Below are 24,401 nucleotides of genomic sequence, written 5' to 3'. Positions count from 1 at the left end.
ATTTTTTAAATTTTACTTACGGTGTGAACCATAACCGCGTTTTGCCAGTTCAAGTTTGGCAATCATGCCTTTATGCACTTCATCTGGACCATCGGCCAAACGCAGGCTACGCGCTTGAGCAAAGAAACCTGTCAGGGGGGTATCACGAGAAACGCCGGCACCGCCGTGAATTTGAATAGCCATATCCACCACTTTTTCCAGCACACTTGGCGCAACCACTTTAATCGCAGAAATTTCAGTCAAAGCTGCCATATTGCCTAAAGTATCCATTTTATAAGCGGCATACAAAGTTAAAAGGCGCGCTTGATCTATGGCAACTCGGGCTTCCGCCACACGTTCCAGATTACCGCCCAATTTTAAAATTTCTTTACCAAAAGCAGTTCGGCTCATGCCACGGTCAATCATCAACTCTAAAGATTTTTCTGCCGCGCCAATACAACGCATACAGTGATGAATCCGGCCTGGGCCTAAACGACCTTGCGCAATTTCGAATCCTTGTCCAGCTCCGCCAATAAAGTTGGCAATTGGCACACGTACATGATTAAAGCTGATCTCGCCGTGGCCATGGGGTGCATCATAATCACCAAACACAGGTAACATCCGTTCAATTTTCACGCCTATCGTATCAATGGGGACTAAAACCATAGAATGTTGATGATGTCGGTCTTTACTTTCATCAGGGGTATGCGCCATAAAAATGATGATTTTTGCATTGGGATCACCTAGACCTGACGACCACCATTTACGACCATTTAAAACAATTTCATCACCCTCAATCACTGCGGTCGCTTGCATATTGGTTGCATCGCTAGAAGCTACATCGGGTTCAGTCATACAAAAGACTGAACGGATTTTGCCTTCAAGCAAGGGCGTTAACCATTGCTGTTTTTGCGCATCAGAACCATAACGCCATAAGACTTCCATGTTGCCGCTGTCCGGTGCATTACAGTTAAATATGGTGGGCGCAATTAAACTGCGACCTGTCAGTTCGGCAATGTGTGCATATTCCTGTACAGATAAACCCTGACCTAAAACAGGATCTGGTAAAAACATATTCCAAAGTCCGGCTACTTTGGCTTTATTTTTTAATATTTCAAGTTGAGTTGGCCATTGCCATATTGTCCAGTCACCACCTTGATTTAATTGATGAACATCGTTCCAAAATGCTGTTTCAACAGGTTCAATTTCACTTTTGATAAAAGCTTTGGTGCGTTCTATAAAATCTTGTGCACGTTCTGATAATTCAAACATGTCGATTTCCCTTAAAATATTGTTATTACTACTCTTGACAACACCTTAGCTTGAAAACCATTATGAACAAAATGATTTAATTAAATAGAGAACTATGAACAGTATTCATAATAAAAGTGCGATTAGCACTACAGTTGATATGGCAATTTTTCACCGTATCGATATTAATTTATATCCACTTTTTATTGCTATTTTTGAGCAAAAAAGTATTTCCAAGGCTGCTCAAATCTTATCTATCACTCAATCTGCTGCCAGCCATGCCTTACAACGCTTAAGACAACATTTGCAAGATGATTTATTCGTCCGTGCAGGCAATAAAATGTTACCTACTCCGTTTGCGGAACAAATTTATCCTGTAATTAAAAATGCCTTGATTGCAATTCAAGGTATTTCATTACAGAAACAAAATTTTGATTCAAGCATGGTGCAAACTTTAAAAATTGCAGTGCATGATGAAATTGAACCGATTATTTTCCCTAAACTGGTGACGCATTTTCACCAACTTAATTTAGCCATTCAGTTTTCCAGTATTAAGCTGGACCGTAAAAATGTGGTGACCGATCTTGCTACTCAGCAAATTGATTTTGTAATTGATTTAGAACAAAACTTCGGAGAAAAAATTCAGTTTGAAAAACTGGTACAAGACCAATTTGTGGTGTGTACTCAACAGCAAAGCATGACAGAAGATATCTATCTGGCCTCCCCGCATATTGGAGTTTCATCACGACGTACTGGGGTTTTAATTGAAGATATTTATTTGAATCGAAAACAATTTTCCCGTCAGATTTTTTTACGCTGTCAGCATTATTCAACTGCCCTGCAGATTTTAAGTCAGCACTCCCAAGCTATTCTTACCATTCCTAAACAAATATTGGTTCATTCACAATTGGCAGGCGGTTTGAATATTTTTGATGTTCCTGTTGAACTGCCTAATCTTGATATGGGAATATATTGGCATAAGGATCTAAAATTAAATTCTCGTCATAAATTTTTAAGAAGTGAAATCTCTAAAATTTTTGCTTAGGCTATTTACTCATACGTCATCTTTTAGGATTTTTAGAAAATGCTTAGGCTATTTTCAATAGTACAAAATAAAACACTGACTGTTTAGCTTTTAAGCCCTACATACCGGGGCTTTCACCTACAATGATCCATCTCCTAGCTGTGTCTATATAGCTCATTTTTAAGGATTTGGATTATAACTTTGTTGCATCTCTCTACCACCTGGCAAATTGTGCTCGGACTACTGGCCCTATGCTTTTCCTATTATTTACTGCATAAAACCACTATTTATTTGAAGGATTTATTTCGTCCTTTTAAGAAAGGCAAAAAATACTGGTGTCGTGTGAGTGCCGTAAGTGACGGCGACACCCTTACCTGCTACCGTTTTAATATAAGGCGTTCTGAAACCAAGTTACGCTTTGCTTATGTAGATGCACCTGAATCAAGCCAAAGCTATGGCAAGGAATCCCAGCGCCTCGTTCAAAGCATGGTAAAAAATAAAATGATCCGGGTAAAAATTACCGATATCGACCGTTATGGACGCTGTGTCGGTGTGGTATATCGCTACCGTAAAAACATTAATGAAGAAATTGTTAAACGTGGTGCTGCATGGGTATATGAGGAATATATCAAGGATAAAAATCATTTACGTTATATGTTGAATTTGCAAAATAAAGCAAAAAAACAGAAAAAAGGTTTATGGAAAAGTTCCCGTCCTGTACGCCCAAGTGTTTATCGTAAACAGAGTAAATAATATTTTTATAAATTCAAATATTAAGATAGAGGTATTTAAATCAAAATTTTAAATACCTCTTAAAATTAAAATAAATTTTTATGTCAAACGCACCAATTCATTTTGTATGAGCTGGCGTAATTTTTTCATGCATAATTTAATTTCAGTGTCGTTAAGTGAGCTAAACCCCAGTACAAAACCATATTCATTATCATATTCATAAAACTGGCTTAGACGGGTAATGGCAATATTGTCTAGCTCTGCACTATTTACCAAAGCTTGTTCAAGTTTATGCGGAATCTCGGACTTAAAACAACATGCGACTTGCATAACCGGATGCTGCTCTTTTACAAAGCAAAATTCAGATAAATAGCATTCAAAACTGGTCATAAAAGTTTGATAACGTTTTAGATAGAGTTGCTGCATTTGCCTTAAATATTCAGCGTAATAGCCGCGTTGCATAAAATTCCCAAGCAAAACCTGAAAATATTGGGATGGTGCACTGCCATCAATATAATTGCGATAACGCTTAAAAGGCTCAATTAAAACTTTGGGCAAAATCATATAAGAGAGTCGTAAACTTGGTAAAATATATTTACTGAAAGAACCCAGATAAATCGTCCGTTGATAAGGGTCTAAACCTAAAATGGCAGTATTTTCCGTTTTATTTAATAACAGTGCATCATAATCATCTTCAACAATATAACTGTTATTTTTTTTTGCATATTCAATAATTTGCTTTTTTCGTCCTGTACTCATTTGAATGCCACTCGGATACTGACTGGCAGGTGTGACGTAAATTGCTTTCGCATCATGAATATCAGCACAGTCCTGTATTTTTAATCCCTCATGATCTAGCCCAATACATTTTAAATCCAGATTCATATGCTTAAACAGTTGGTAGGCATTCGAATAATATGGATTTTCCATAATAATTTTATCATTCGGATTAAATAATACTCGTCCACACAGATATAAAGCTTGCTGGGTACTATTCACAATAAGCACTTGTTCTGCAGATACGTGGGCATTACGATTCAAATTAATATGTTGGGCAATTTGCTGACACAATAAATCATCGCCACTTGCATTATCTTTTAAAAAGATATTTAAACCATACTGGTTTAGCGCATTTTTTTCTGTTTCATACCATTTTTTAAACGGGAAATTGCGTATTTCAGGCATACCGTCAGCAAAAAAATTCAGGTTTTGATCAAAAAATAAATTCTCTAATTGTTCGGTATTTTCTGGAAGTCGATATTCAACCGTTTCAGAAGGCAGCTGTTCTACTTTTACTTGTGCTTTAATAAAAGTACCTTTCCCTTTGATTCGCTCAAATATTTTTTCTTGTTCTAATTGGGCATATACTTTTTCCATGGTGTCACGTGATACCCCTAAGTGCTCGGATAAAAATCGTGTGGATGGGCATTTAAAATCAGACTGCAGATGTAATTGTGGCAAAGTTTCTTTAATGGCTAAATATATTTTTGTTCTTAATTTACTTTCATTATTCTGTGCAAGATTTTGATTTAACAATTGGATAAATTCATTTTTTTTCATTTCACAACCTGCACGCATCCAACTTATTTAGATTTAGACAACAATTAAAAATTACCTTATCGAGACAAGGCATTGTCTTCAAAAATTTAATATTAAGAGTGAATTATCTTTTTGAGCTTGTACCTTTACAGCTTCAGGCAGCCTCTTCTGATATGAAGGCATATACTCTAGTTCATTGCTCCTTGCCAAGAAGAAAAAAACTAAGGAACATTCAGCCTAATAGTAAACTGATTCACCGCACCAAATATGAGAAAGTTATTTAGCTTCGTTCATTAGCATATCTCAATTTTGACTCAAGGCTGTTTTTAAAGATGGTTTCGGTAAATTCACCAAAAACAGATAATTTTTCAAAAAGATGCTCGCTGTACATCAAATCTTCAATCAAATGCACTGCATCATTTAATTTCATACGGAACTGACGACTAACTAAAGGTGCATTTTCATTTGTGATGTTTTGACAAACTCGTGCTAATTCTGGAGTCTTTCTTTTCCAGAATAGTTTTTTAAAATCAATTTCTGTCAAATTACACTGTTTTTGATCCAGTGAAATCGCCTCAATCTGAACCTGGAATAGACCTGCTAACTGTTGTTCTGCATAAGAATCCAGTCCACTCTGTCCGATTATTGTTATATGCTGACAAGCAGGATCAAGCAATGCTTTGGCTAAAGCATAGACTCTAAACTCAACCGCATTAAACTCAGTGGGCACCAAATCCAGACATAGATTCATTTCAGTAATGGATTGCTGATTTTTCAGTTCTAAAGCATCAAGACGAAAATAATGGGCATACACCTGTTCAACAATATTCTGTCTGGGTGCGATATAAATCGTATTCTGATTCAAGACTGCATGAATAAAAGGTGTAAATAAATAACTTAGGCTATTTTCCAAAGTCGCGCTTTGCAGGATGTAATTATGGGATGATTGCTGCATAGAGCGGTTTGCTAGACTTTGCTGAAGAATAGCATCAAATTCGTCAAGAGATTGAATTCCCAGTCTTTGCAGGATTTTTTCCGAATCAATTTGATTCAAGTCAAAAAAATCTAAAATAAATTGGAAGCTTAGACTTTGCAGCATGAACGCCTCGAACAATACGCGTTATAAAATGAATAAACATAATATAGAACTTAAATCATAATAAAGCGGTCTGTTATGCATGTGAAAAGTGGTCTGTTTTTAGCAGACCACTTTTTAAAGTAAATTTAGTTTTTGATTAGATATAGGCCAATTGAATCAAGAGTCTAAATGCCCCAGCCACTAGCGCTAAAGCAAAAAATCCACCAAGCCACAACAGAATAAACCACTGGGTTTGCGAAAGTTTCATATTCACTCCTTAATGATAGCCTTTATCACCAATACGGACTTTATCGCGGAAGACCCAATAAGATAATGCTGTATACATCAAAATAATCGGAATCAGCACTAGCGCACCAATTAAGGTAAATAACTGGCTACTTTCTGGGGCGGCTGCCTCCCAGATGGTAACGGATGGCGGAATAATATAAGGCCATAAACTGATGAGGAAGCCGGTATAAGCCAAAATTACCAAAGCCAGCGTGTAGATAAACGGACTAAGTTCTTTACGCTGTTTACAGGCGCGTAAAGCCATAAAGGTAAACACTAAAACCAGAATCGGGACAGGACTAAAATAGGTCAGTTGTGGTTGACTGAACCAGCGTTCGGCAATTGCAGGATGTGCCAAAGGAGTATAAATACTGACACCGCCAAAAATAATAAATAAGGCAATAATCATCTTCGGCATGAGCTGATAGATTCGATTTTGCAAGTCTGCATCCGTTTTAAAGATCAGCCAGCCACAGCCCAAAGTGGCATAAAGTACGATCACACCTATACCGGTAAAGACTGAAAATGGGGTTAACCAGTCTAAACCACCCCCGGTATATACCCCATTGGTGGTTTTAATCCCTTGAATATATGCACCTAGAATAATACCTTGAAAAAATCCGGTTAAAATGGAGCCGCCAATAAAAGCCATGTCCCAAAGATGTCGGTTCCGTCTGGATTTAAAACGGAATTCGAAAGCCACTCCACGGAAAATAAGCGCCACCACCATCAGAATAATGGGCAAATACAGTGCAGAAAGTACCGTTGAATAAACCAGGGGAAATGCAGCAAATAACCCTGCTCCTCCCAACACCATCCATGTTTCATTACCATCCCATACTGGGGCGACAGTATTCATCATCACATCACGTTCTTGTTGCCCTTTAAAGAAAGGAAACAAGATGCCAATGCCTAAGTCAAAACCATCCAATACCACATAAATCAGTACGCCAACCGCAATAATTACAATCCAGATAAAAGATAAATCAATCATTTGTCATTCTCCTGGTGATTGTCGAGAGGCGGACCATCCAGCTCTTCATCGGTACTGCCCAATGGACGATGCGAGGCTTGAATGACCTTTTCTTCACTGTGTGGTACTGAATGAACAAATTCCGGACCTTTATGCATGATTCGCAACATGTAATAAATGCCAATACCAAAGACCACGCAATACACCACTACAAAAACAATCAGGGTTAATCCCACTTGTTCTGCCGACACCGGAGATAAGGCATCTTTAGTCCGCATCACCCCATAAACCACCCAAGGTTGGCGTCCCACTTCCGTAGTAAACCAGCCAGCCAACATTGCGATAAAACCGGAGGGACCCATCAATAAAGCAAAACGGTGAAACCCTGGACTTTCATAGAACCGGCCAGTTTTTCTAAGCCATAAACCGACTAACGCTAATAACAGCATCAATACGCCCAAGCCGACCATGATCCGGAAACTCCAAAACACAATGGTAGAATTTGGCCGATCTTCAGGTGCAAATTCTTTCAAGCCCTGAACTTTGCCATTCATGGAGTGGGTTAAAATCAGGCTTCCCACATTTGGAATACCTATTGCATATTTGGTTTCTTCGGCCTGCATATCTGGAATACCAAATAAATACAAAGGCATGCCTTCATTATGATTGGTTTCCCAGTGTCCTTCTATTGCAGCGATTTTCGCCGGTTGATATTTTAAGGTATTGACGCCATGCATGTCTCCGATCAAAACCTGTAAAGGTGTGAGTACCAATATCATCCATAAGGCCATGGAAAAAGAGGTTTTGACCAATGCATCACGGCGACCTTTGATTAAATGCCATGCTGCCGTGCTGGCAACCAGCAAGGCTGACACCAAGAATGCAGCCATGGCCATATGTGCCAGACGATACGGGAAAGAAGGGTTGAATATAATAGCCAGCCAGTCTTGCGGAACAATAAGGCCATTTTCAATACTGAAACCTTGTGGGGTCTGCATCCAGCTGTTAGAGGATAAAATCCAGAACATGGAAATACAGGTTCCGACTGCCACCATGACGGTGGCAAAGAAATGTGCCCGAGGACCAACGCGCCCCCAGCCAAACAGCATAATGCCCAAGAATCCGGCCTCCAGAAAGAAGGCGCTCAGTACCTCATAAGCTAAAAGCGGTCCCGTTATACTGCCCGATACGCGTGAAAATTCACTCCAGTTGGTGCCGAACTGATAACTCATCACCACGCCAGAAACCACACCCATACCAAAGGCAATGGCAAATATTTTGACCCAAAATTTAAACAGGTCTTGATAGACCGGATTTTGAGTTCTGAGCCAGCGCCATTCTAAAACAGCAAGGAAGCTTGCAAGACCAATAGAAATTGCAGGAAAAATAATATGAAATGATACGGTGAAAGCAAATTGAATTCGTGCCAGTTCAAGTGCGGTTAATCCTAGATTCATAACATCACCTTTTTTAATTCGTCGATATGGTGAATGAACACGAAAATACACAATCGCGTTATATTGTTGTTTTGACCTGTTTCAGCATACCCTCGAAACTTCTGAAAAGTATGTTGATTTATTATTTCAACATCATTTAAACAGCTTAAATTTCAAATACTGGCTATATTTTTTCTCATATATCGAGGAAAGAAATGAATATTCATGGCAATCTCCGTAAAAATGCTTTATTCGTTTAATGTCTAAAACATGGCATCCAATTTTTTATACAGATAAAGGCGGAGCTCGGCCCTCCGGCATTAAAAATAGCCGCTGTAGCTCGAAATAAACGTGTTTAAAACTCTGTGATGATGTATATGATCATGCTGATAAGAAAAATAATGATATAAAAATTCTAAATTATGTTTTGCTTCATGAATTGGATGAAGAGAAAGCTGTAAAAGCATTGTTGCAAAAACCAGCAGCAACATTTATTTAAGTCATGGGTCTTTTTTTATCTTGAAAAGTTATTTTCAACCTGCTTAATACTTGAATCATCTTATAAAGAAGCGTAAAGTTGAATTAATTTAGTTACCCTGGCTAACTATAATGTCACCTCAACTTAAATTTCGAGCTTCATTATTACGCTGCGCGCGTCTCATGAGTGATGAAATCAATACCATTTTATTGCCCCATCAATTGAATTATTCCTTATGGCAAGTGCTGTATGTGATTCAGTTAAAACAAGGTTGTACCTCGATCGACATTGCCGAGTATCTAAATGTCTCCAAGCCATCCATTGCAAAACGTATTCATGCCCTGATGCAACTGGAAGTGCTTGAACAAGTCGATACTGAAGACAAACGGCAAAAGAAACTGATCCTGAGTCAAAAAGGTATACAACTTTTTCAAATTTGCTCTGAAAAAATGGATGTGTTTGAACAGCAATTGCTCTTGCCACTAGATCAAGATATGCAAAAAAGTACCCTGACTACCCTTCATACACTTATGGACCATCTGCAAGATCTTAAATCAGGTATACAACCATGAATGAAAATGCCCCCCTATGGTCAAGAAATTTTATTCTTGTCAGCGCTATTAACTTTCAACTGGTACTGACCTTTTATCTGCTTGTAGTGGTTATTGTCGGTTATGCGGTAGCCAAGCTCGGTGCAAGCACGGCACAAGCAGGTCTGGTCTCAGGTTTATTTATTGTCGGTACGCTAATTGGCCGTTTGTTTGTAGGCAAGTTTCTGGAACGCTTTGGACATAAAACCACCCTGATTGTAGGTTTAACCGGCTTCCTGATCTTTTCCGGCTTCTATTTTATGAAGTTCGATGTAGGCATGCTTTTACTTGTGCGATTTATGCATGGTTTTATGATGGGCATGGCCTCCACTGTTCTAGGCACCATTATTGCGCAAGTCTTGCCGCCAAATCGTCGCGGTGAAGGTATTGGTTATTACAGCATGAGCAGTACTTTGGGAACGGCGATTGGTCCTTTCCTCGCCATCTGGATGATGCTGCACATTGGTTATGATTCCATTTTTATTGTTTCAAGCATTATTGCGGTGAGCTGTCTTGTAGTTGCGCTGCTGATTCAAGTGCCTAATCTTGTGCAACAAAATAATCCGCTTGATATTTCTGTGCCCGCTGAAAAACCCAACTGGATTTCGCAATTTATTGAATATAAAGCACTACCGATTTCTTTTATTATGTTATTGGCATCTATTTGCTATTCAGGTGTGTTGTCGTTCATCAATTTTTATGCCAAAGAAATTGATCTGGTGGAAACCGCATCTTTTTTCTTCTTGATGTATGCCATTGCAATCTTGATATCCCGTCCATTTACTGGTCCACTAATGGATCGTAAAGGCGAAAATATCATTATGTATCCTGCTTTTATTATTATGGCAATTGCCATGGTTTTATTAAGTCAGGTACAAAGTTCATTTATGCTGTTGGTTTGTGCAGGTTTACTGGGTTTTGGGTATGGCAATATTCAATCGGTTTGCCAAACTGTTGCGGTAAAAAGTGCCAGTATTGAACGAATGGGTTTTGCAACCTCTACCTTCTTTATTTTCCTCGATGCAGGTTTAGGTTTTGGTCCTTATTTCATTGGTCAGGCATTGGATTATATTGACTATTCACAACTGTATTTCTATAGCGCAATGTGTGTTTTAGTCTGTATCATTATCTATTACCTATTACATGGTCGTAAGGCAAGCAAACGCCAACACGTCTCTGCTTAAAAACAAGCATCTAAAAAATAGGGTCTATCGAAAATCACCTTTTATAAAGGCAGATTCAAACAAAGAGAGGTCATATTGACCTCTCTTTTCTATCTTCTTTGTTGTAAAATTAACAATTATTTAAAAACTTTAAAGCGCACTGCATCGTCTATATAATCTTTGTCTTTGGCTTCAGCTTCTACTGAACCAAAAACTAACTGTGCACGAAGTTTCCAGCTTGCAGGAATATTCCATTCAGCACGAACCTGTTCATCTACAATTGGATTGTAATGCTGAAGATATGCACCTAAACCATCGGTGTGTAATGCTGTCCAGGTCGCGAACTGCGCAATCGCAGTTGAATGTTCTGCCCAGACTGGAAAATTGTCGGCATAAGATGGGAACTGCTCTTGCAAGCCTTGAATCACATCCATATCTTCAAAAAATAGAACGGTACCTGTACCGGCAGCGAAGCTATCCATTTTGGCACTGGTTTTCGCAGCAGCGTCTTCATCGTTTGCATAAGACTTGAGTTTTTCTTTCACAAAGCCCCAAAACTTTTCATGTTCATCATTAAATAAAATTACGGCACGTGAAGATTGCGAATTGAAAGATGATGGGCTTTGCTTAATAGCATGTTGAATCAATTCAGTTAAGTATTCTGGGCTTTGCTCTACATTTTTGCCCACTGCATAAATAGTACGACGTTTATTAATTAAATCTAAAAACTGATTCGACATTAAATAAAATCCTTTGATATTTCCTCGGGAAGATTTGAAACAACCTGCCTGCACTATTAAGAAAATGTGAAATATCAACTTTCATAACCATGCAGATGCAAATTTGCTGTTGCCTTACCATATGCAATAATAATTCCAATATCTAGTACATTTTATTGATAATTAAATCATTAATTTTTGATAAAGAGTTTTGCATATAATTTAAACATATCTTTAATAAATTCATCAGTAATAAAAAAATCCTCCAATATTTGAAGGATTTTTACACTATTTCATTCTTTTTTAAAATTTAGCATTCAAGATACTTTGCGATACTTTATGCTTCCAGATATCACGTAAGGTTGGCAAATAGAATTTCTCACCAATTTCAACCAGTTCAGCATCAATCAATGCATGAATTTCGTGCATAAACAAATAATCCAGTTCAACTGTTTTCAGGGTCTTATGAGCTTCGGCAAACTCTCTACGCTTTTGTTGCGCAGCTTTTATCAATTGATCTGCATAGTTCTTGTTTTTAAATTGCGTAATCGCATTTAGACGTAATTCAATTACGCCCCAGCCGCTTAATAATAATTTAAACAACTCAAAATCTTCTGTGGTCGATTCCCAGGTCATTTCATCCAAATTTTCGTCGTTAGGAAGTACGGGAAGCAGCAGTTCCATCACACTCGGAAAGATCTTTTTAAAATTCAAAATAAATTTAACAGGATGCTCGCCCGGATAATCCTTAAATTGCACCTTTTTCTGAACATCTGTTAAATAAACATTAAGCATAATCAATCATCAGCAGTTAATTTCTCGCTATATTGTACGCATATATGCAGCAGATAAAAACCACTGATGATCAATAGATCAGTGTCCAGGCCTTTAGATGCTTATTTTACGTTAGGTGAAACCATATTTTCAGGAATCACCACGGCATCAAACTGTTCTGCAGTCACCAAGTTCAATTCAACCGCAACCTGCTTTAAAGTCTTGCCTTCCTTATAGGCCGTTTTTGCCACTTTCGCAGCATTTTCATAACCGATCACAGGGTTTAACGCGGTGACTAACATCAACGAGTTATGCAAGAAATAATCAATTTTTTCACGGTTTGGTTCAATACCCACAGCACAATGATCATTGAAGCTATTACATACATCGCCCAGTAACTGAATTGATTGCAATAAGTTAAATGCAATCACTGGCATGAACACATTGAGCTCAAAATTACCCGAAGCCCCAGCGACATTAATGGTCGTATCATTGCCCAGAACTTGTGCGACCACCATGGTCATGGCTTCACTTTGGGTCGGATTAACCTTGCCTGGCATAATGCTTGAGCCGGGTTCATTTTCCGGAATGCGAATTTCGCCGAAACCGCAACGTGGTCCACTGGCTAACCAGCGAATATCATTGGCAATTTTATTTAGACTGGCTGCTAATGTTTTCAAAGCACCCGATGCAAATACCGCAGCATCACGTCCTGCCAATGCTTCAAATTTATTCGGTGCAGTGACAAATGGCAAATCGGTTAATGTCGCCAATTGTGCCGCTGCTTTGACTGCATAATCAGGGTGCGCATTTAAGCCCGTTCCTACAGCAGTACCGCCTAAAGGTAACTCATATAAGCCCAATAAAGCATAATCTAACCGTTTTAAGCCATGATCGAGCTGCGCCACATAACCACTAAATTCTTGTCCTAGTGTTAATGGTGTCGCATCTTGTAAATGTGTACGTCCAATTTTAACTATATCTGAAAATTCTTTCGATTTTCTCTCTAAAGTATCGCGTAAACGAGTTACTGCTGGAATAAGCAATTCATTGATTTGCAGGCTCGCTGCAACATGAATAGCCGTTGGAAATGAGTCATTGGTCGATTGTGCACGGTTTACATGATCATTTGGATGTACCGGTTTTTGCGAACCTAAAGGATTACCCAGTTTTTGATTGGCAATATTGGCAATGACTTCATTACAGTTCATATTGCTTTGCGTACCTGAACCTGTTTGCCACACCACCAATGGAAATTGTGCATCCCATTTTCCAGCAATCACTTCTTCTGCTGCACCCACAATATAATGCGACAATTCATGAGGAATTTGCTCTAATTCTGCATTGGTGATGGCTGCTGCTTTTTTTACCAAACCCATCGCACGAATCATGGGACGTGGTAAGCGTTCTTGCCCAATTTTAAAATTTTGTAAACTACGTTGAGTTTGCGCTCCCCACATTGCTTCACTCGGTACTTCAACATCACCCATAGTGTCGTGTTCAATACGTGTCTGCATCATCTTCCTCATTTTCATGTAGTTTTATAGCTGTAGTCAATTTATCGAGTTTTGACATATTTAATGATCTTAATCAATCAATTTTTAAATGTAAATGATTATTATTTATATTGGGGTTCTAACGCCCTTTTAGGGTTTGCTGATAAAATCGCCAAGAGTCCTCAATAATTTGAGTAATTGTACGTTTAGGCTGCCATTTTAAAATTTCACCTGCCTTGCCTGCAGTTGCCCCGATTTGGTCTAATTCAGCATAGGCATAAAATGGCGCATCTATCGTTTTAATTTCGCCCTGGGTCACTTTAGCGACTTCACTCAGTAAAGCACGGATAGACATATTTTGCCCTGCAATATTAAAAGCATCACAAGTATGGGGCTGACTTCTTAGCCACTGTAAAGTCGCTATAATCGCATCACAGCAATCCAGTACATGTAAAAAACTGCGTTCAACGGTACGGTCTAAGGTTTGAGCTTGCTGACGTAATTCAATATAGTCTCGTTGCTTAGCTGCAACTTGTAATGCCAAAGGAATAATATTTTTAGGTAAAGGTGCAACAAACTCGCCTAAAACAGCATGTTCAAATGCACCCGCAATATTACTTAATCTCAAGATCGCAATTTTCCACTCACTGTCTGTCAGTGCAGTATCCCGGATGATTTCTTCTGCCATTTGTTGCGACTTGATATAAGGATTTGGATAAGAATAATTAAAAGGCATCTCTTCTGAGAGGGTTGAACTCGACGCTCCATATACCGCCAAACTGGACAAATGGATAAAAGTTCGCACTCCAGTACGCTGCATAGCGCGCAGCAAACTCATAATGCAGCTGACATTATCGTTATAATATTCCAGCGGTTTAAGCGCTGATTCTTCAATTGATTTAAAGCCTGCGGTATGAATCACCGCTTCTACAGAATATTGTTCAAAAACCTTGTTTAAAGCCGGTGTATTGCGAATATCAATTTTGACAAATGGTACATACATACCGGAAATAAATTCGAGTCGTTCTAAGGTTTGTAAACTTGCATTGGATAAATTATCGACAATAATGACTTCTTGCCCATGCGCCATGAGGCTTAAAGCAATATGTGAACCAATAAAGCCTAAACCACCAGTCACTAAAATCATTGTATACTACCTTTTTCTTATGAAGTTTGGATGCCTCAACATTGGATTGGGCATTCCTCAAGTGAATTTCGATGAGTACCTTATTACTAATTACCTCCGCTCCGACCTCTATATATGCTTGGCATGCTCTGGGCTTAGCACAGGCTTTAAAGGCTAAGAACCAAGCATTTCGGGTGTTTTTTTATCAAGACGGTGTTTCTGTTGCAAATACCTTGCAGTGGGCTCCTGATGATCAACGTCATTTGACTGAAGAGTGGCAAAAGTTAGCCATTCGTTTACCTGTTTGCGTTAGTGCTGCCTTGGCGCGTGGTATTACCGATCATGAAAATGCACAACGACATCAAATTAGCCAACACAATCTTGCGCAAGGCTTTGAATTGGTTGGACTGGGTGAACTTGCCGATGCCGTCCAATCAGCACAGCGTCTAATTCAATTCTAAGACGTTATTTTTTGGAATTTGTTGCTTTTAAAAGGTAAATTGTGTGAAATCTGTACTCGTTATTTTAACTCAAGCCAATCTTGCCAATTTACAAGTGCATGAAAGTTTGTCTGCCACGATGGTGCTGGCGACTTTTGGTTGTGAAGTCAAAGTGTTGCTGCAAGATGCAGCCTTAAGTTTACTCAATTCAGATCTGCAATTTGAACAACTTAAACATGCCTTTAAAATCGCATCCAATATGGTCGATAGCTTTGAGTTTTACGACCTTACACCGGTTTTGGTGGAAACTCAGAATCAAAACTCTTGCTTTGTGATCCAGACTCAACAAGATATTGAATTTATTGAACTGAATTGTGACTTTATTCAAAGTTTTGATTTTGTGCTGTACTGGTAAGAATAAAGAGTGAAATAATCATGTCGAATAAAAGCTTATATTTAGTGCAAAGTACTTTTTCAGCGACCCCTTCTGTACTGGCAAAACTGGAACAACTTCATAGTCCTGAAGATACCGTTATTTTAATGGGTGAATCCGTATTGCAGTTGCAACAACCTTTCTTGCAAAAATTGAATTGCATTTATGTATTGGAAACTGATGCTGAAATTTTAGCGGTACAAAAGACAGAGAATATGCAAATAATTTCTTATAAAGAATTTGCTGATATCTGCCTGAATCATACCCGTTGTATTCGTTTGAACTAATTTGAGATTAATGATGAATTTAGAACTCGATCAAGATGGTCACTTAGTCGATTACACCATTTGGAGTGAAGAAGTTGCTCAAGAATTGGCGAATACTTTAAGTTTAGAACTTACTGTATGGCATTTTGAAGTGTTGCATGCAGTACGCCAGTTCTATCAACAGTTTGGTCATTCGCCTGCGACGCGCCCACTGATTAAATTTCTGATGAAAACGGTTAGTCTCGACATTAATAATGCAGTATTACAAGAAAAATTTAATACCGGATTGGTGGCACGTCATTTGAGCCGTTTGGCAGGTATTCCTAAACCACCAAATTGTCTATAAATTTTAGCTAACGTGTATAAGTCAAAAAATATTCAATATTAGCCTCTTTAAAATCAGTACTGCCTCACTTGACTGATTAAATTTTTATGCCTTTTGTTTCTCATACATGACATCCTTGTCGTGATGGGAAACGTATGGCATCCATACCACAATCCCAATAGCTCATCTATTTTTATTTTAGTTTTAAGAACGACTTACTAGCAATTGAAAAATGTTTTATGAAACAAAACCCGTTCTTCATTCAAGTTTAAGACTGCATTTTATGGCGTTCTAGATAAGTAAAATAATCTTGGGTCAATTCGGGTTTAACTTGCTTGGCATGGATAGTTTCATTACATTCGGAACACACCAGCCGTGGAGTAATTTTATGACCACAGCTTTTATGAATATATTGCATCGGCTTTCCAAAACCCTCATTCATCCAGTCATCTGCCCAATTCGCCATCGACATTAAAATCGGATAAAGCGCCAGACCTTTTTCTGTTAAACGATATTCATAACGCTCTTGTCGTTGCACGTAAGGGGTTTTGACTAAAATATCATTTTCAACCAGACGTTTTAGACGGTCAGACAGCACATGACGGGTTACCCCTAAATTTTGTTGAAAGGATTCAAAACGGCGTGTGCCTAAAAAAGCATTGCGTAAAATCAGTAATGTCCAACGATCGCCAATAACCGATAAGGTTCTGGCGATTGAACATGGTTGTTCTCCAATGTCATCCCATTTCATAAAGAAAATCATCAACAATAAGTTTAACCCAGAAAAGTTACCGCATTCAGCTCGATATTGAAAGGCTTGTAATCTGAATCCACAAAATACCAAACAAAAATTTTATTATATTTAGCTTTTTAAAATCATCCATTGTAGAAACGATTGCGGGTGTTATAAGCGCATTTTATTTGGCAAAGTTATTAAGCTTTGATCAAGAAACCAGTTATAGCTTAATGGCACGTTCTCTTTCTACCCCATTTGCCATGGAACTGACTTCAAATATTGGCGGTTCTGTTGAACTGGTGATTTTATTTACCATGATTGCCGGTATTGCAGGGGTTGCCATAGCAGATATGATTTTGATTGCTTTAAAGCTTAATTCACGCTTTGCGCAAGGAGCTGCTTTAGGTAATTCGGCACCCGGATTTGGCACCAGTAAAGCCTTTATACGCCATCGTGAAGAAGGCGTAGTGGCCTGTTTAACGATGGTACTTGCTGGGGTATTTATGGTCTTGTAGGACCTGCGATTATTCGATTTGTAGTGACTTACCTTTAATCATATACAGTTGAAGCCAATATAATCATGATTGTATAGAGCTGAATCACGCTTCATAAAACTTGAATATTTAAAGCCAAATTACAGGTAAATAAAAACTCAATACAGCCAGACTAAAAACACTCACCGCCTCACAAATTTCAATACTTGCTCCGACTGTATCACCGGTAATCCCGCCAATTCGCTGAATAAATTTGCGTCTTAAATAAATTAGCGTTCCTATAAATATCATTGCAGTTAAAATACCGACCCATGCAAAATATGCAGATGCAACTAAACATAATATGAATAGAATGACCGCACCCGTTTTAGGAGTGAATTCTGCGATTGAAGATCCTAAACCTTTTTCGCGCACATATTGAGTAGTCAAAAATAAAAATAGTGGTGCTAAACGTCCCAATACCGGAAATAAAAGCAGTGCCGAATAGAGTTGGTTTTCTAATACTACATACAGTGCCGACCATTTAATCAGGCACAGAATAATTAAACTTAAAACCCCAATAGGCCCACAACTCGGATCTTTCATGATGGTTAAAGTGCGCTCTTTATCACCAAAACCACCGACCCAGGCATCCGCAGTATCAGCTAAACCATCTAGGTGCAAACCACCTGTCAGCCAGATCCACATCACTAATATCAGGCTACTGAGCAAGATCACCGGCAATGCATGCAGCACCATGGCAATAGCAAATAGAATTGCACCAATCATCAAACCAATCAGTGGATAAAACAGTAAAGATTGACCATTTTGCTGTCTGCTTGGCATTGCTTTCAATTGAATTGGAAATACAGTTAAAAACTGCAAGGCAATAAAAAATGCTGTCATTGCTATTATTCCTTGAGCAAATGGATTGAAGCATCTTCATAAATTGCAAAGGAATTCAGTTTCCCTAATTCTGCAGTCATTTTTAAAATCTCATCCAGTGAATGATTTAAAGCGATACATTTTAAGAGTTTAATCACACCACCATGCGTCACTACCAAAGCATGCTGCCATTCATTTTCCAGCATCTGTATTTTCATTTTTTCAAGACTAGTGCAGATACGTTGATAAAAATCCTGCATGTTTTCTGCATTGGGTGGGGTAAATTGACTCGGTTGCTGCCAAAAATTCGCCAACAATTCTGGTTCATTTTCATAAATAACTTGGGTGGATATGCCTTCCCAATCGCCAAAATGCATTTCCTGCAAACCTGCATCGTAAAAGATAGGTCGTTGCTTTTGCTCTGCAACAGTTTCAGCAAATAAACGACAGCGTTTTAAGGGCGAACTAAAAATTACATCCCACTGCACATTGTTCTGCAGGGAAGCTTGCTTAGAAAAATGCAAAAACTGATCTATAGTCTGCTGCATCTGCGACCAACCCAATTCGGTCAAATCGTCATCTGTAGAACCCCGCAAGGTATGACTTAAAGTCGTTTCACCATGACGAAGCAGATCAATTTTTAACATGTTCAATATCCTGTTAAATCCTTTAGGATTAAACCTTTTCACCAATGACGGCGGCTTGTGCAAAAGTGGCCATATTGTTATGTAAACTGCATGCCAGTTTAATCACCCCTAAAGCAGCCCCGGCACCACTGCCCTCACCCAAACGTAAATTCAGTTTCAGTAAAGGATTGGCGTTCAGTTCTTGCAATAAACGATGATGCCCATATTCAGCCGATTGATGGCCAAACAGCATCCACTCACGAACTTCAGGATTTAAACGTACTGCAACAAGCGCAGAAACTGTGGTGATAAAGCCATCGACCACCATCGGCAATCCGAGCTGTGCACAACGAATATAAGCCCCTGTCATAGCCGCAATTTCTAAGCCGCCCACCGCACACAGAGCTTTAAACGCATCCTGAGCAACATAATCTGTGTGTAAGGAAATCGCTTGGTTAATGACATTTTTTTTATGAATCAGTCGCTCTTCACGAATTCCTGTACCAACACCGGTAAGCTGTTCAGCAGGCTCATTTAGTAAAAAACAGGCGACTGCTGATGCAGAACAGGTATTGCCAATACCCATTTCTCCTGCGACATAAATGGACGCACCATAAGCCACGGCATCTTCTACGCTTTGCCGTCCCAGATTCATCGCTTCAATACACTCAGCTTCAGTCATGGCAACCTGTTTGGCAAAATTGGCAGTACCCGGAATAATACAATGTCGTTCTACCCCTGCATATTCATAAATACCACCCACAGAACCACAGTCAATCACCTGTAATTTGGCCTGGTATTCTTTGGTAATCACACTGATGCAAGCGCCGCCCGTGATGAAGTTTTGTAGCATTTGACGGGTTACAGCTTGAGGATAGGCAGAAATATTTTCTTCCATCACGCCATGATCACCGGCAAAAATCGTGATCCAAGGCTGGTCTACATTGGGACGTGGATTGCCTTGCAAACTTGCCAATTGCACGGCGGTAATTTCAAGTTCAGATAATGAGCCTGTGGGTTTGGTCAGTTGTAATTGATGCTCTTCAGCCAGTTTTTTTACTTCCGCACTTGGCGTTTTACACGTATCCAACCACCAGCTCATTCTTTCACTCCTTTTAAAATCATGGGAAAACCCGCAACACAAAATACAACTTTATCCGCAATCTGCCCCAACTGTTGATGCAAACGCCCCGATTCATCGACAAACTTGCGGCTGATCTCACCCATGGGGATGACGCCTAGTCCGGTTTCATTACTGACTAAAATAATCTCTGACTCTAATATCGGTAAAATATCCAGCAGTTTTTGGCATTGGTGCATCTGAAATTCAGGATTTTCATGCATCAATAAATTGCTCATCCATAAAGTCAGGCAATCAACAAGAATCACTTGATTGGGTTGATCAAGCTCGATTAGACAATTGGCCAGATACAACGGCTCTTCGATCACAGTCCAATGCTCAGGACGTTGCGCTTGATGATGATGAATACGTTCCTGCATTTCGGCATCGAACGCTTGTGCGGTGGCAATATAAGTTACCGCCAAACCTGAATCTTTGGCAGTTTGTTCTGCAAGGTGACTTTTACCGGAACGTGCGCCACCTAAAATGAGTTGCATCATACGTCACCCAATTGAAATTGATGATATGGATAGAGCTGACCTTGCAATATTTTCGCGTTATATATGCCAAAAGTCAGTTGATCGACTGAAAATTCAAAGCTTTTTTGTTCGATGCTGTTTATATGGTTAAAAATTAAATCACTATTAAAATCTTGATGATACAAACCTAAAGTAAGATGTGGACAATAGTCGAGCGGTGCAATTTCATCGCAACTTTGTCCAAATAAATGACGCAATTTTAAAAGCACATCATTTTCATCCATAATTTCGACAAATAAGGCACTTTCAAAACTGTTGATACGGCCTGTTTTTAATTGAATTTTATTCGGAAAATCATCTGTTAAATGTCGAATATGTTGATGCATTTTATCAATACAAAAATCATCATCCCAAACAGGGTTTTGTTCCATAAGGAAACCACAAATAAATACAGTAATGTGAAATTGACGGGTATTTGGTGTGTATAAAAAATCTGAAAAAATCGAACGCAGCTGATTTAAATACGCTAATAATTCTGGATGCTCAATTTCAATGTACCACAACGAAAAATGCTCGCGTCCGCGATGCCATTCAGGATAATCCCCTGCAAGTGTAGGAACAACGGGCGTAGAAGGCTTTAAGAACACACATCAAATCACTTTAAATTCAATTACCTTATTAAAGCATGAATGATATTAATTTTCTCGAGCTGTTGATTTAGTAATATTCAACCAACAGTGAATTATATTCATTTTTTCATACTTAAATCGTGTCACACACATTATTGCTTTATCTGTAAATCTCCATGAACCAACTTGGAGCGCTAACTTCATCAATAAAATCACACCGGAACTGAAGATGACTGCATATTCTTTTGATAATGCAAAAAATAAACAGCGAGTAATATAAACATGATCATTAACAAATAAAATGGATATTGGCTATGCCACTGATATAAACCGGTACTGACCAATGGACCAAATACAAAACTCAAAGCTTGGGTTGCAGTACAAAAACTGGCAACTTTAACCTGTAAATGCTGTGGTGCAGATTGGGCAGCACCTGTGGTAAATGCCGGAGTAAGACAAGCTACAGCTATGCCATATAAAACATAAGCACTTTGAAAAATATGAATATCTGTGGTGCGAATGGAGATCAGCAAGCCCAGCATCATGCACACCAACCCAATCCACAATAAGCGCTGCACAGACCATTGTAAAAACTTGGAAATAGCCGTTTGCATAATCACTAACGATATTCCGGCAATCAAAGAACATTGGGCAAAGTAAATTGCACTCTGCTGGGTCGAATTTTGAAATTGATCTTGTATATAAAAGCCAGCGGTTAGATTTACTGTGACAATTGCAATATAGAGACTAAATCCTAATCCAAACCATCCCATACTGTTACGCAAAGAAAATGCTTGGTTATGGATAGATGTCATACTTTCAGTTGTTACTGGCTGCCCAGAAGGATGAGAAAATCCAGCTTCCTTGCGATCAAATTTCAGGACAATATATAAGCTAATTAAGGCAAAAATAATAAAGGCAACCCATAACGGCGTCAGCATCCCCCAAGCCAATAAAAGCGTTGTTAAAAATGGTCCAAGTACCAAACCTGCACTATTTAACGCTCCAAACTTGGACATGGTCTTGCTACGTTGCTGTTCTTCGGTATATTTGGTCATGACGTAAGTTTGTAAAGCGATTTGTGGCATAGCCATAAAAATGCCCATACTTGCCCGAGCCAACAATAACAAAGTAAACAGTAGCATCGTAGCAAGATGATATTCAAGCCCATAAGCCAAAACCGCAGTAAATAACCCCCAAGTCATGGTCATACCAATAAAACCAACACTTAACAAACTATAAATACTGTATTTATTTTGCTGTTTAGAAATATAGATCGCCCCGATCGCCATCAATAAGGCTCCTGCCGAAATCAAGGCTCCACCTTGCAGTTCGGTCATTTTCATTTGACGAACCAAAGGTGCAAGTATGGGCAAAATCATAGAGAAACAGCCACCATTCGCTAGGCTTGCAGCAATCAGAATCTTATTATTTTGATTCATTATTCAATTTAACCAAATTTTATTTTTATACCCGCCACAATAGCAGCTTGATGAATTTTGTCCATTTTATATTCAATTCATATTTTTCTTTTTTTAACTGGTTGATAATTTCCAGCAATCCGAAAATTTGACCATTATCTTTTTATAAATATACACGGGATAGCACAGATCTTTACACATTAAGGTGAGTTTTAGCTTAGCTTTTTTGAGCGAAAAGACCTGTGATAAATAGTCGCAAGTAGACTAAATCCAACGTTACAAGGACTTTTTTAATTCATAGGTCAGTTTTAATCTTGATCTAAAACGTCTGCAAACTGTGCGCCCAAGACTTTGACTAAATCTTGTGGTTTTATCCCAATATCTAAGCCACGTTTTCCGCCACTGACATAAATTTTGGTTAATGACTGGGCAGAACCGTCTACCACCGTTTTTAAGCGCTTTTTCTGCCCCACTGGACTGATCCCCCCCACCAAATAGCCCGTTAAGCGTTCGGCATCTTTCGGATCTGCCATATGTAATTTTTTGGCTCCGAATGCTGCAGCTATTTTCTTTAAACTTAATTGATGTGCGACAGGCAAAACAGCAACATAGAAATTTTTATCATCCGTTACCAATAAAGTTTTAAAGACTTCGCTGACTTCTAAATTTAACTTTTCAGCCGCTTCTAATCCAAAGCTTTTTGCATTGGCATTATGTTCATATTCATGGATAGAAAATTCGATTTTATTTGATTTCAAAACTTTGCAAGCAGGCGTCATTTTTCGATGATATAAAAATTGAATAAGTGAATTATATGCTTTTTCAAAGTCAATGTTTAGTATACTTAGGCTATTTCAGTTTAATTTATCTTCGTTTTACTTAGTCTATAAATCAAAGCAAGTCATAAAATAAAATAAAATAAAATAAAATAAAATATTTTATATAACCACCAGCTCTAATGACAAAATATTCCTGAAATAATTAAGTTGGCTCAAAATCGGATTTTCACTAGGTTCTTGCTTAGACTTAAATTTTTAAGTAGTTAATATTTATCATGTAAGCACCACGGAATTGAATGATGCTAGGTTATTAATTTCTACCATATACAGATAGTGCACTATGCGGCCCTGCTTTTTCTTTTTTTGTGCTGACCTTAAATAAACCAATAGCCCCTTATCTTTACTTAATCAATAATCGATTTATATATCTATCCAAGAAATCTACGCAAAAGATACACTGTTCTCAGTGTCCTCAACCTATCTTATAAAGGCAAATTAAATAATAGAAACTTTAAAGGATGCCCCTATGAAAACTATTCCAATGAAGAAGATATTCAACTGTATTGCAGTTAGTAGTGTATTGAGTTTTACTGCATTTCAAACTATGGCGGCAATGGATCAGCAACCTTCCCACGACAGCAAGACTCCACCCAAAATGATGCATGACAATCAGGAAAATTTAACTGATAGTCAAGTGATTAAGGTATTAAGCACGGCAAATAATGGTGAGATTAAGCAGTCAAAAACGGCGTTGCCAAAGTTAAAAATGGATCAAACCCGTAAGTATGCTCAGTTAATGATTAATGAACATTCATCGAATGAGAAAAAAGGCCAAGCCTTAGCAAGTCGTTTAAAGTTAACTCCACAAGTGAGCAACCTCAGTACATCATTGCAAAATGATAGTGATAAGATGGTAAATAAACTCACTCATTCATCGGCAACTGACAAAGACTATATGATGACTCAAGTTGAAGTACATCGTAAAGTTTTAATGACCATTGATAAACAATTGATACCAAACGCCAAAACTTCTGAATTAAAAAATATGCTTATGCAAACTCGTACTGCAGTTGCCAAGCATTTACAAATGGCAGAACAGCTCGTTGCAAAGATGAAATAAAATTATAATATAACTGTATAAGT

At 38.4% G+C, this 24,401-nt stretch carries 27 protein-coding genes and 2 pseudogenes; 10 read left to right on the top strand and 19 right to left on the bottom strand.

The features are described from left to right. Positions 1–12 precede the first annotated feature (12 nt). Positions 13–1,251 (bottom strand): acyl-CoA dehydrogenase family protein, encoded by a 1,239-nt coding sequence (locus tag E0H80_RS07420; protein WP_131364566.1) that lies wholly within the window; start codon positions 1,249–1,251, stop codon positions 13–15. Positions 1,252–1,345: 94 nt separating this feature from the next. On the opposite strand from E0H80_RS07420, the gene E0H80_RS07415 reads away from it, so the two are divergent. Continuing rightward, positions 1,346–2,275 carry a LysR family transcriptional regulator gene (locus E0H80_RS07415; RefSeq protein WP_131364564.1) on the top strand — a complete coding sequence of 310 codons (930 nt, stop codon included), beginning with the start codon at positions 1,346–1,348 and terminating at the stop codon, positions 2,273–2,275. 180 nt (positions 2,276–2,455) lie between these two features. Beyond that, positions 2,456–3,007, top strand: coding sequence for a thermonuclease family protein (locus E0H80_RS07410; RefSeq protein ID WP_131364562.1), 552 nt, complete (start codon positions 2,456–2,458; stop codon positions 3,005–3,007). 78 nt (positions 3,008–3,085) lie between these two features. On the opposite strand, the gene E0H80_RS07405 is transcribed toward E0H80_RS07410, so the two are convergent. From E0H80_RS07405 to E0H80_RS07380, 6 genes and pseudogenes are all read right to left on the bottom strand, one after another. After that, entirely contained in the window at positions 3,086–4,546 is a 1,461-nt protein-coding gene (locus tag E0H80_RS07405) for a PLP-dependent aminotransferase family protein (protein WP_131364560.1), read from the bottom strand. Positions 4,547–4,805: 259 nt separating this feature from the next. Beyond that, a complete protein-coding gene (locus E0H80_RS07400; protein WP_131364558.1) occupies positions 4,806–5,624 on the bottom strand; it encodes a hypothetical protein in 819 nt (272 codons plus the stop codon). Between the two features lie 136 nt (positions 5,625–5,760). Further along, complete coding sequence (locus tag E0H80_RS07395) at positions 5,761–5,871, bottom strand: DUF2474 domain-containing protein (protein ID WP_131364556.1); 111 nt, start codon at positions 5,869–5,871, stop codon at positions 5,761–5,763. Between the two features lie 9 nt (positions 5,872–5,880). Continuing rightward, entirely contained in the window at positions 5,881–6,885 is a 1,005-nt protein-coding gene (gene cydB / locus E0H80_RS07390) for a cytochrome d ubiquinol oxidase subunit II (protein ID WP_131364554.1), read from the bottom strand. Beyond that, positions 6,882–8,321 (bottom strand): cytochrome ubiquinol oxidase subunit I, encoded by a 1,440-nt coding sequence (locus tag E0H80_RS07385; RefSeq protein ID WP_131364552.1) that lies wholly within the window; start codon positions 8,319–8,321, stop codon positions 6,882–6,884. Before E0H80_RS07385 ends, cydB begins: the two co-directional genes overlap by 4 nt. A 264-nt stretch (positions 8,322–8,585) precedes the next feature. Beyond that, positions 8,586–8,666 (bottom strand): annotated as a pseudogene (locus E0H80_RS07380) (DUF2946 domain-containing protein); the annotation flags it as partial. A gap of 240 nt (positions 8,667–8,906) precedes the next feature. Here E0H80_RS07380 and E0H80_RS07375 point away from each other — a divergent pair. Beyond that, entirely contained in the window at positions 8,907–9,350 is a 444-nt protein-coding gene (locus E0H80_RS07375; protein WP_416224581.1) for a MarR family winged helix-turn-helix transcriptional regulator, read from the top strand. Continuing rightward, the gene (locus tag E0H80_RS07370) at positions 9,347–10,552 is read left to right on the top strand and encodes an MFS transporter (RefSeq protein ID WP_131364550.1); all 1,206 of its coding nucleotides are present in this window, start codon (positions 9,347–9,349) and stop codon (positions 10,550–10,552) included. Before E0H80_RS07375 ends, E0H80_RS07370 begins: the two co-directional genes overlap by 4 nt. Positions 10,553–10,668: 116 nt before the next feature. Here the strand turns inward: E0H80_RS07370 and E0H80_RS07365 are convergent, their stop codons facing one another. The 4 genes from E0H80_RS07365 to E0H80_RS07350 form a co-directional block, all read right to left on the bottom strand. Beyond that, positions 10,669–11,271 (bottom strand): nitroreductase family protein, encoded by a 603-nt coding sequence (locus E0H80_RS07365; RefSeq protein WP_131364548.1) that lies wholly within the window; start codon positions 11,269–11,271, stop codon positions 10,669–10,671. A gap of 282 nt (positions 11,272–11,553) precedes the next feature. Continuing rightward, on the bottom strand, positions 11,554–12,045 hold the full coding sequence (locus E0H80_RS07360; RefSeq protein WP_131364546.1) for a hypothetical protein: 492 nt from the start codon (positions 12,043–12,045) through the stop codon (positions 11,554–11,556). A 101-nt stretch (positions 12,046–12,146) separates the two neighbouring features. Further along, a complete protein-coding gene (gene fumC / locus E0H80_RS07355) occupies positions 12,147–13,541 on the bottom strand; it encodes a class II fumarate hydratase (protein WP_131364544.1) in 1,395 nt (464 codons plus the stop codon). 118 nt (positions 13,542–13,659) lie between these two features. Next, positions 13,660–14,667: an SDR family NAD(P)-dependent oxidoreductase gene (locus E0H80_RS07350; protein ID WP_131364542.1), complete on the bottom strand. Its 1,008-nt coding sequence runs from the start codon at positions 14,665–14,667 to the stop codon at positions 13,660–13,662. Positions 14,668–14,738: 71 nt separating this feature from the next. Between E0H80_RS07350 and tusD the strand changes: the two genes are divergently transcribed. Genes tusD through E0H80_RS07330 form a run of 4 tightly spaced genes read left to right on the top strand, consistent with a single transcriptional unit; the run spans position 14,739 to position 16,131 of the window. Continuing rightward, positions 14,739–15,107: a sulfurtransferase complex subunit TusD gene (tusD, locus tag E0H80_RS07345; protein WP_131364540.1), complete on the top strand. Its 369-nt coding sequence runs from the start codon at positions 14,739–14,741 to the stop codon at positions 15,105–15,107. A gap of 43 nt (positions 15,108–15,150) precedes the next feature. After that, positions 15,151–15,501 (top strand): hypothetical protein, encoded by a 351-nt coding sequence (locus E0H80_RS07340; RefSeq protein WP_131364538.1) that lies wholly within the window; start codon positions 15,151–15,153, stop codon positions 15,499–15,501. Between the two features lie 20 nt (positions 15,502–15,521). Next, positions 15,522–15,806, top strand: coding sequence for a DsrH/TusB family sulfur metabolism protein (locus E0H80_RS07335; protein WP_131364536.1), 285 nt, complete (start codon positions 15,522–15,524; stop codon positions 15,804–15,806). A 13-nt stretch (positions 15,807–15,819) separates the two neighbouring features. Then, positions 15,820–16,131, top strand: coding sequence for a TusE/DsrC/DsvC family sulfur relay protein (locus tag E0H80_RS07330; RefSeq protein WP_131364534.1), 312 nt, complete (start codon positions 15,820–15,822; stop codon positions 16,129–16,131). A 247-nt stretch (positions 16,132–16,378) separates the two neighbouring features. Here the strand turns inward: E0H80_RS07330 and E0H80_RS07325 are convergent, their stop codons facing one another. Continuing rightward, the gene (locus E0H80_RS07325; protein ID WP_131364532.1) at positions 16,379–16,861 is read right to left on the bottom strand and encodes a winged helix-turn-helix transcriptional regulator; all 483 of its coding nucleotides are present in this window, start codon (positions 16,859–16,861) and stop codon (positions 16,379–16,381) included. Between the two features lie 143 nt (positions 16,862–17,004). Here E0H80_RS07325 and E0H80_RS07320 point away from each other — a divergent pair. Beyond that, positions 17,005–17,399: pseudogene (locus E0H80_RS07320) on the top strand (LrgB family protein); the annotation flags it as partial. A gap of 70 nt (positions 17,400–17,469) precedes the next feature. Here the strand turns inward: E0H80_RS07320 and E0H80_RS07315 are convergent. From E0H80_RS07315 to ybaK, 7 genes are all read right to left on the bottom strand, one after another. Continuing rightward, complete coding sequence (locus tag E0H80_RS07315; protein WP_131364530.1) at positions 17,470–18,225, bottom strand: adenosylcobinamide-GDP ribazoletransferase; 756 nt, start codon at positions 18,223–18,225, stop codon at positions 17,470–17,472. A gap of 5 nt (positions 18,226–18,230) precedes the next feature. Then, the gene (locus E0H80_RS07310; RefSeq protein ID WP_131364528.1) at positions 18,231–18,851 is read right to left on the bottom strand and encodes a histidine phosphatase family protein; all 621 of its coding nucleotides are present in this window, start codon (positions 18,849–18,851) and stop codon (positions 18,231–18,233) included. A 28-nt stretch (positions 18,852–18,879) separates the two neighbouring features. After that, positions 18,880–19,932, bottom strand: coding sequence for a nicotinate-nucleotide--dimethylbenzimidazole phosphoribosyltransferase (gene cobT, locus E0H80_RS07305; RefSeq protein ID WP_131364526.1), 1,053 nt, complete (start codon positions 19,930–19,932; stop codon positions 18,880–18,882). Further along, complete coding sequence (gene cobU, locus E0H80_RS07300) at positions 19,929–20,450, bottom strand: bifunctional adenosylcobinamide kinase/adenosylcobinamide-phosphate guanylyltransferase (protein ID WP_131364524.1); 522 nt, start codon at positions 20,448–20,450, stop codon at positions 19,929–19,931. Before cobU ends, cobT begins: the two co-directional genes overlap by 4 nt. Continuing rightward, entirely contained in the window at positions 20,447–21,076 is a 630-nt protein-coding gene (locus E0H80_RS07295) for a 2'-5' RNA ligase family protein (RefSeq protein WP_131364522.1), read from the bottom strand. Before E0H80_RS07295 ends, cobU begins: the two co-directional genes overlap by 4 nt. Positions 21,077–21,270: 194 nt before the next feature. Next, positions 21,271–22,500, bottom strand: a complete 1,230-nt coding sequence (locus tag E0H80_RS07290; RefSeq protein WP_131364520.1) for an MFS transporter — start codon at positions 22,498–22,500, stop codon at positions 21,271–21,273. A gap of 287 nt (positions 22,501–22,787) precedes the next feature. Next, complete coding sequence (gene ybaK, locus E0H80_RS07285) at positions 22,788–23,258, bottom strand: Cys-tRNA(Pro) deacylase (RefSeq protein ID WP_131364518.1); 471 nt, start codon at positions 23,256–23,258, stop codon at positions 22,788–22,790. Positions 23,259–23,784: 526 nt separating this feature from the next. Between ybaK and E0H80_RS07280 the strand changes: the two genes are divergently transcribed. Next, positions 23,785–24,378 carry a DUF4142 domain-containing protein gene (locus tag E0H80_RS07280; RefSeq protein WP_131364516.1) on the top strand — a complete coding sequence of 198 codons (594 nt, stop codon included), beginning with the start codon at positions 23,785–23,787 and terminating at the stop codon, positions 24,376–24,378. Positions 24,379–24,401 lie beyond the last annotated feature (23 nt).

This window comes from Acinetobacter sp. ANC 4779, assembly GCF_004331055.1.
Lineage (GTDB): Bacteria > Pseudomonadota > Gammaproteobacteria > Pseudomonadales > Moraxellaceae > Acinetobacter.
The sequence above is the reverse complement of the archived record's forward strand: the minus strand, read 5'-3'. Positions and strand labels throughout refer to the sequence as shown.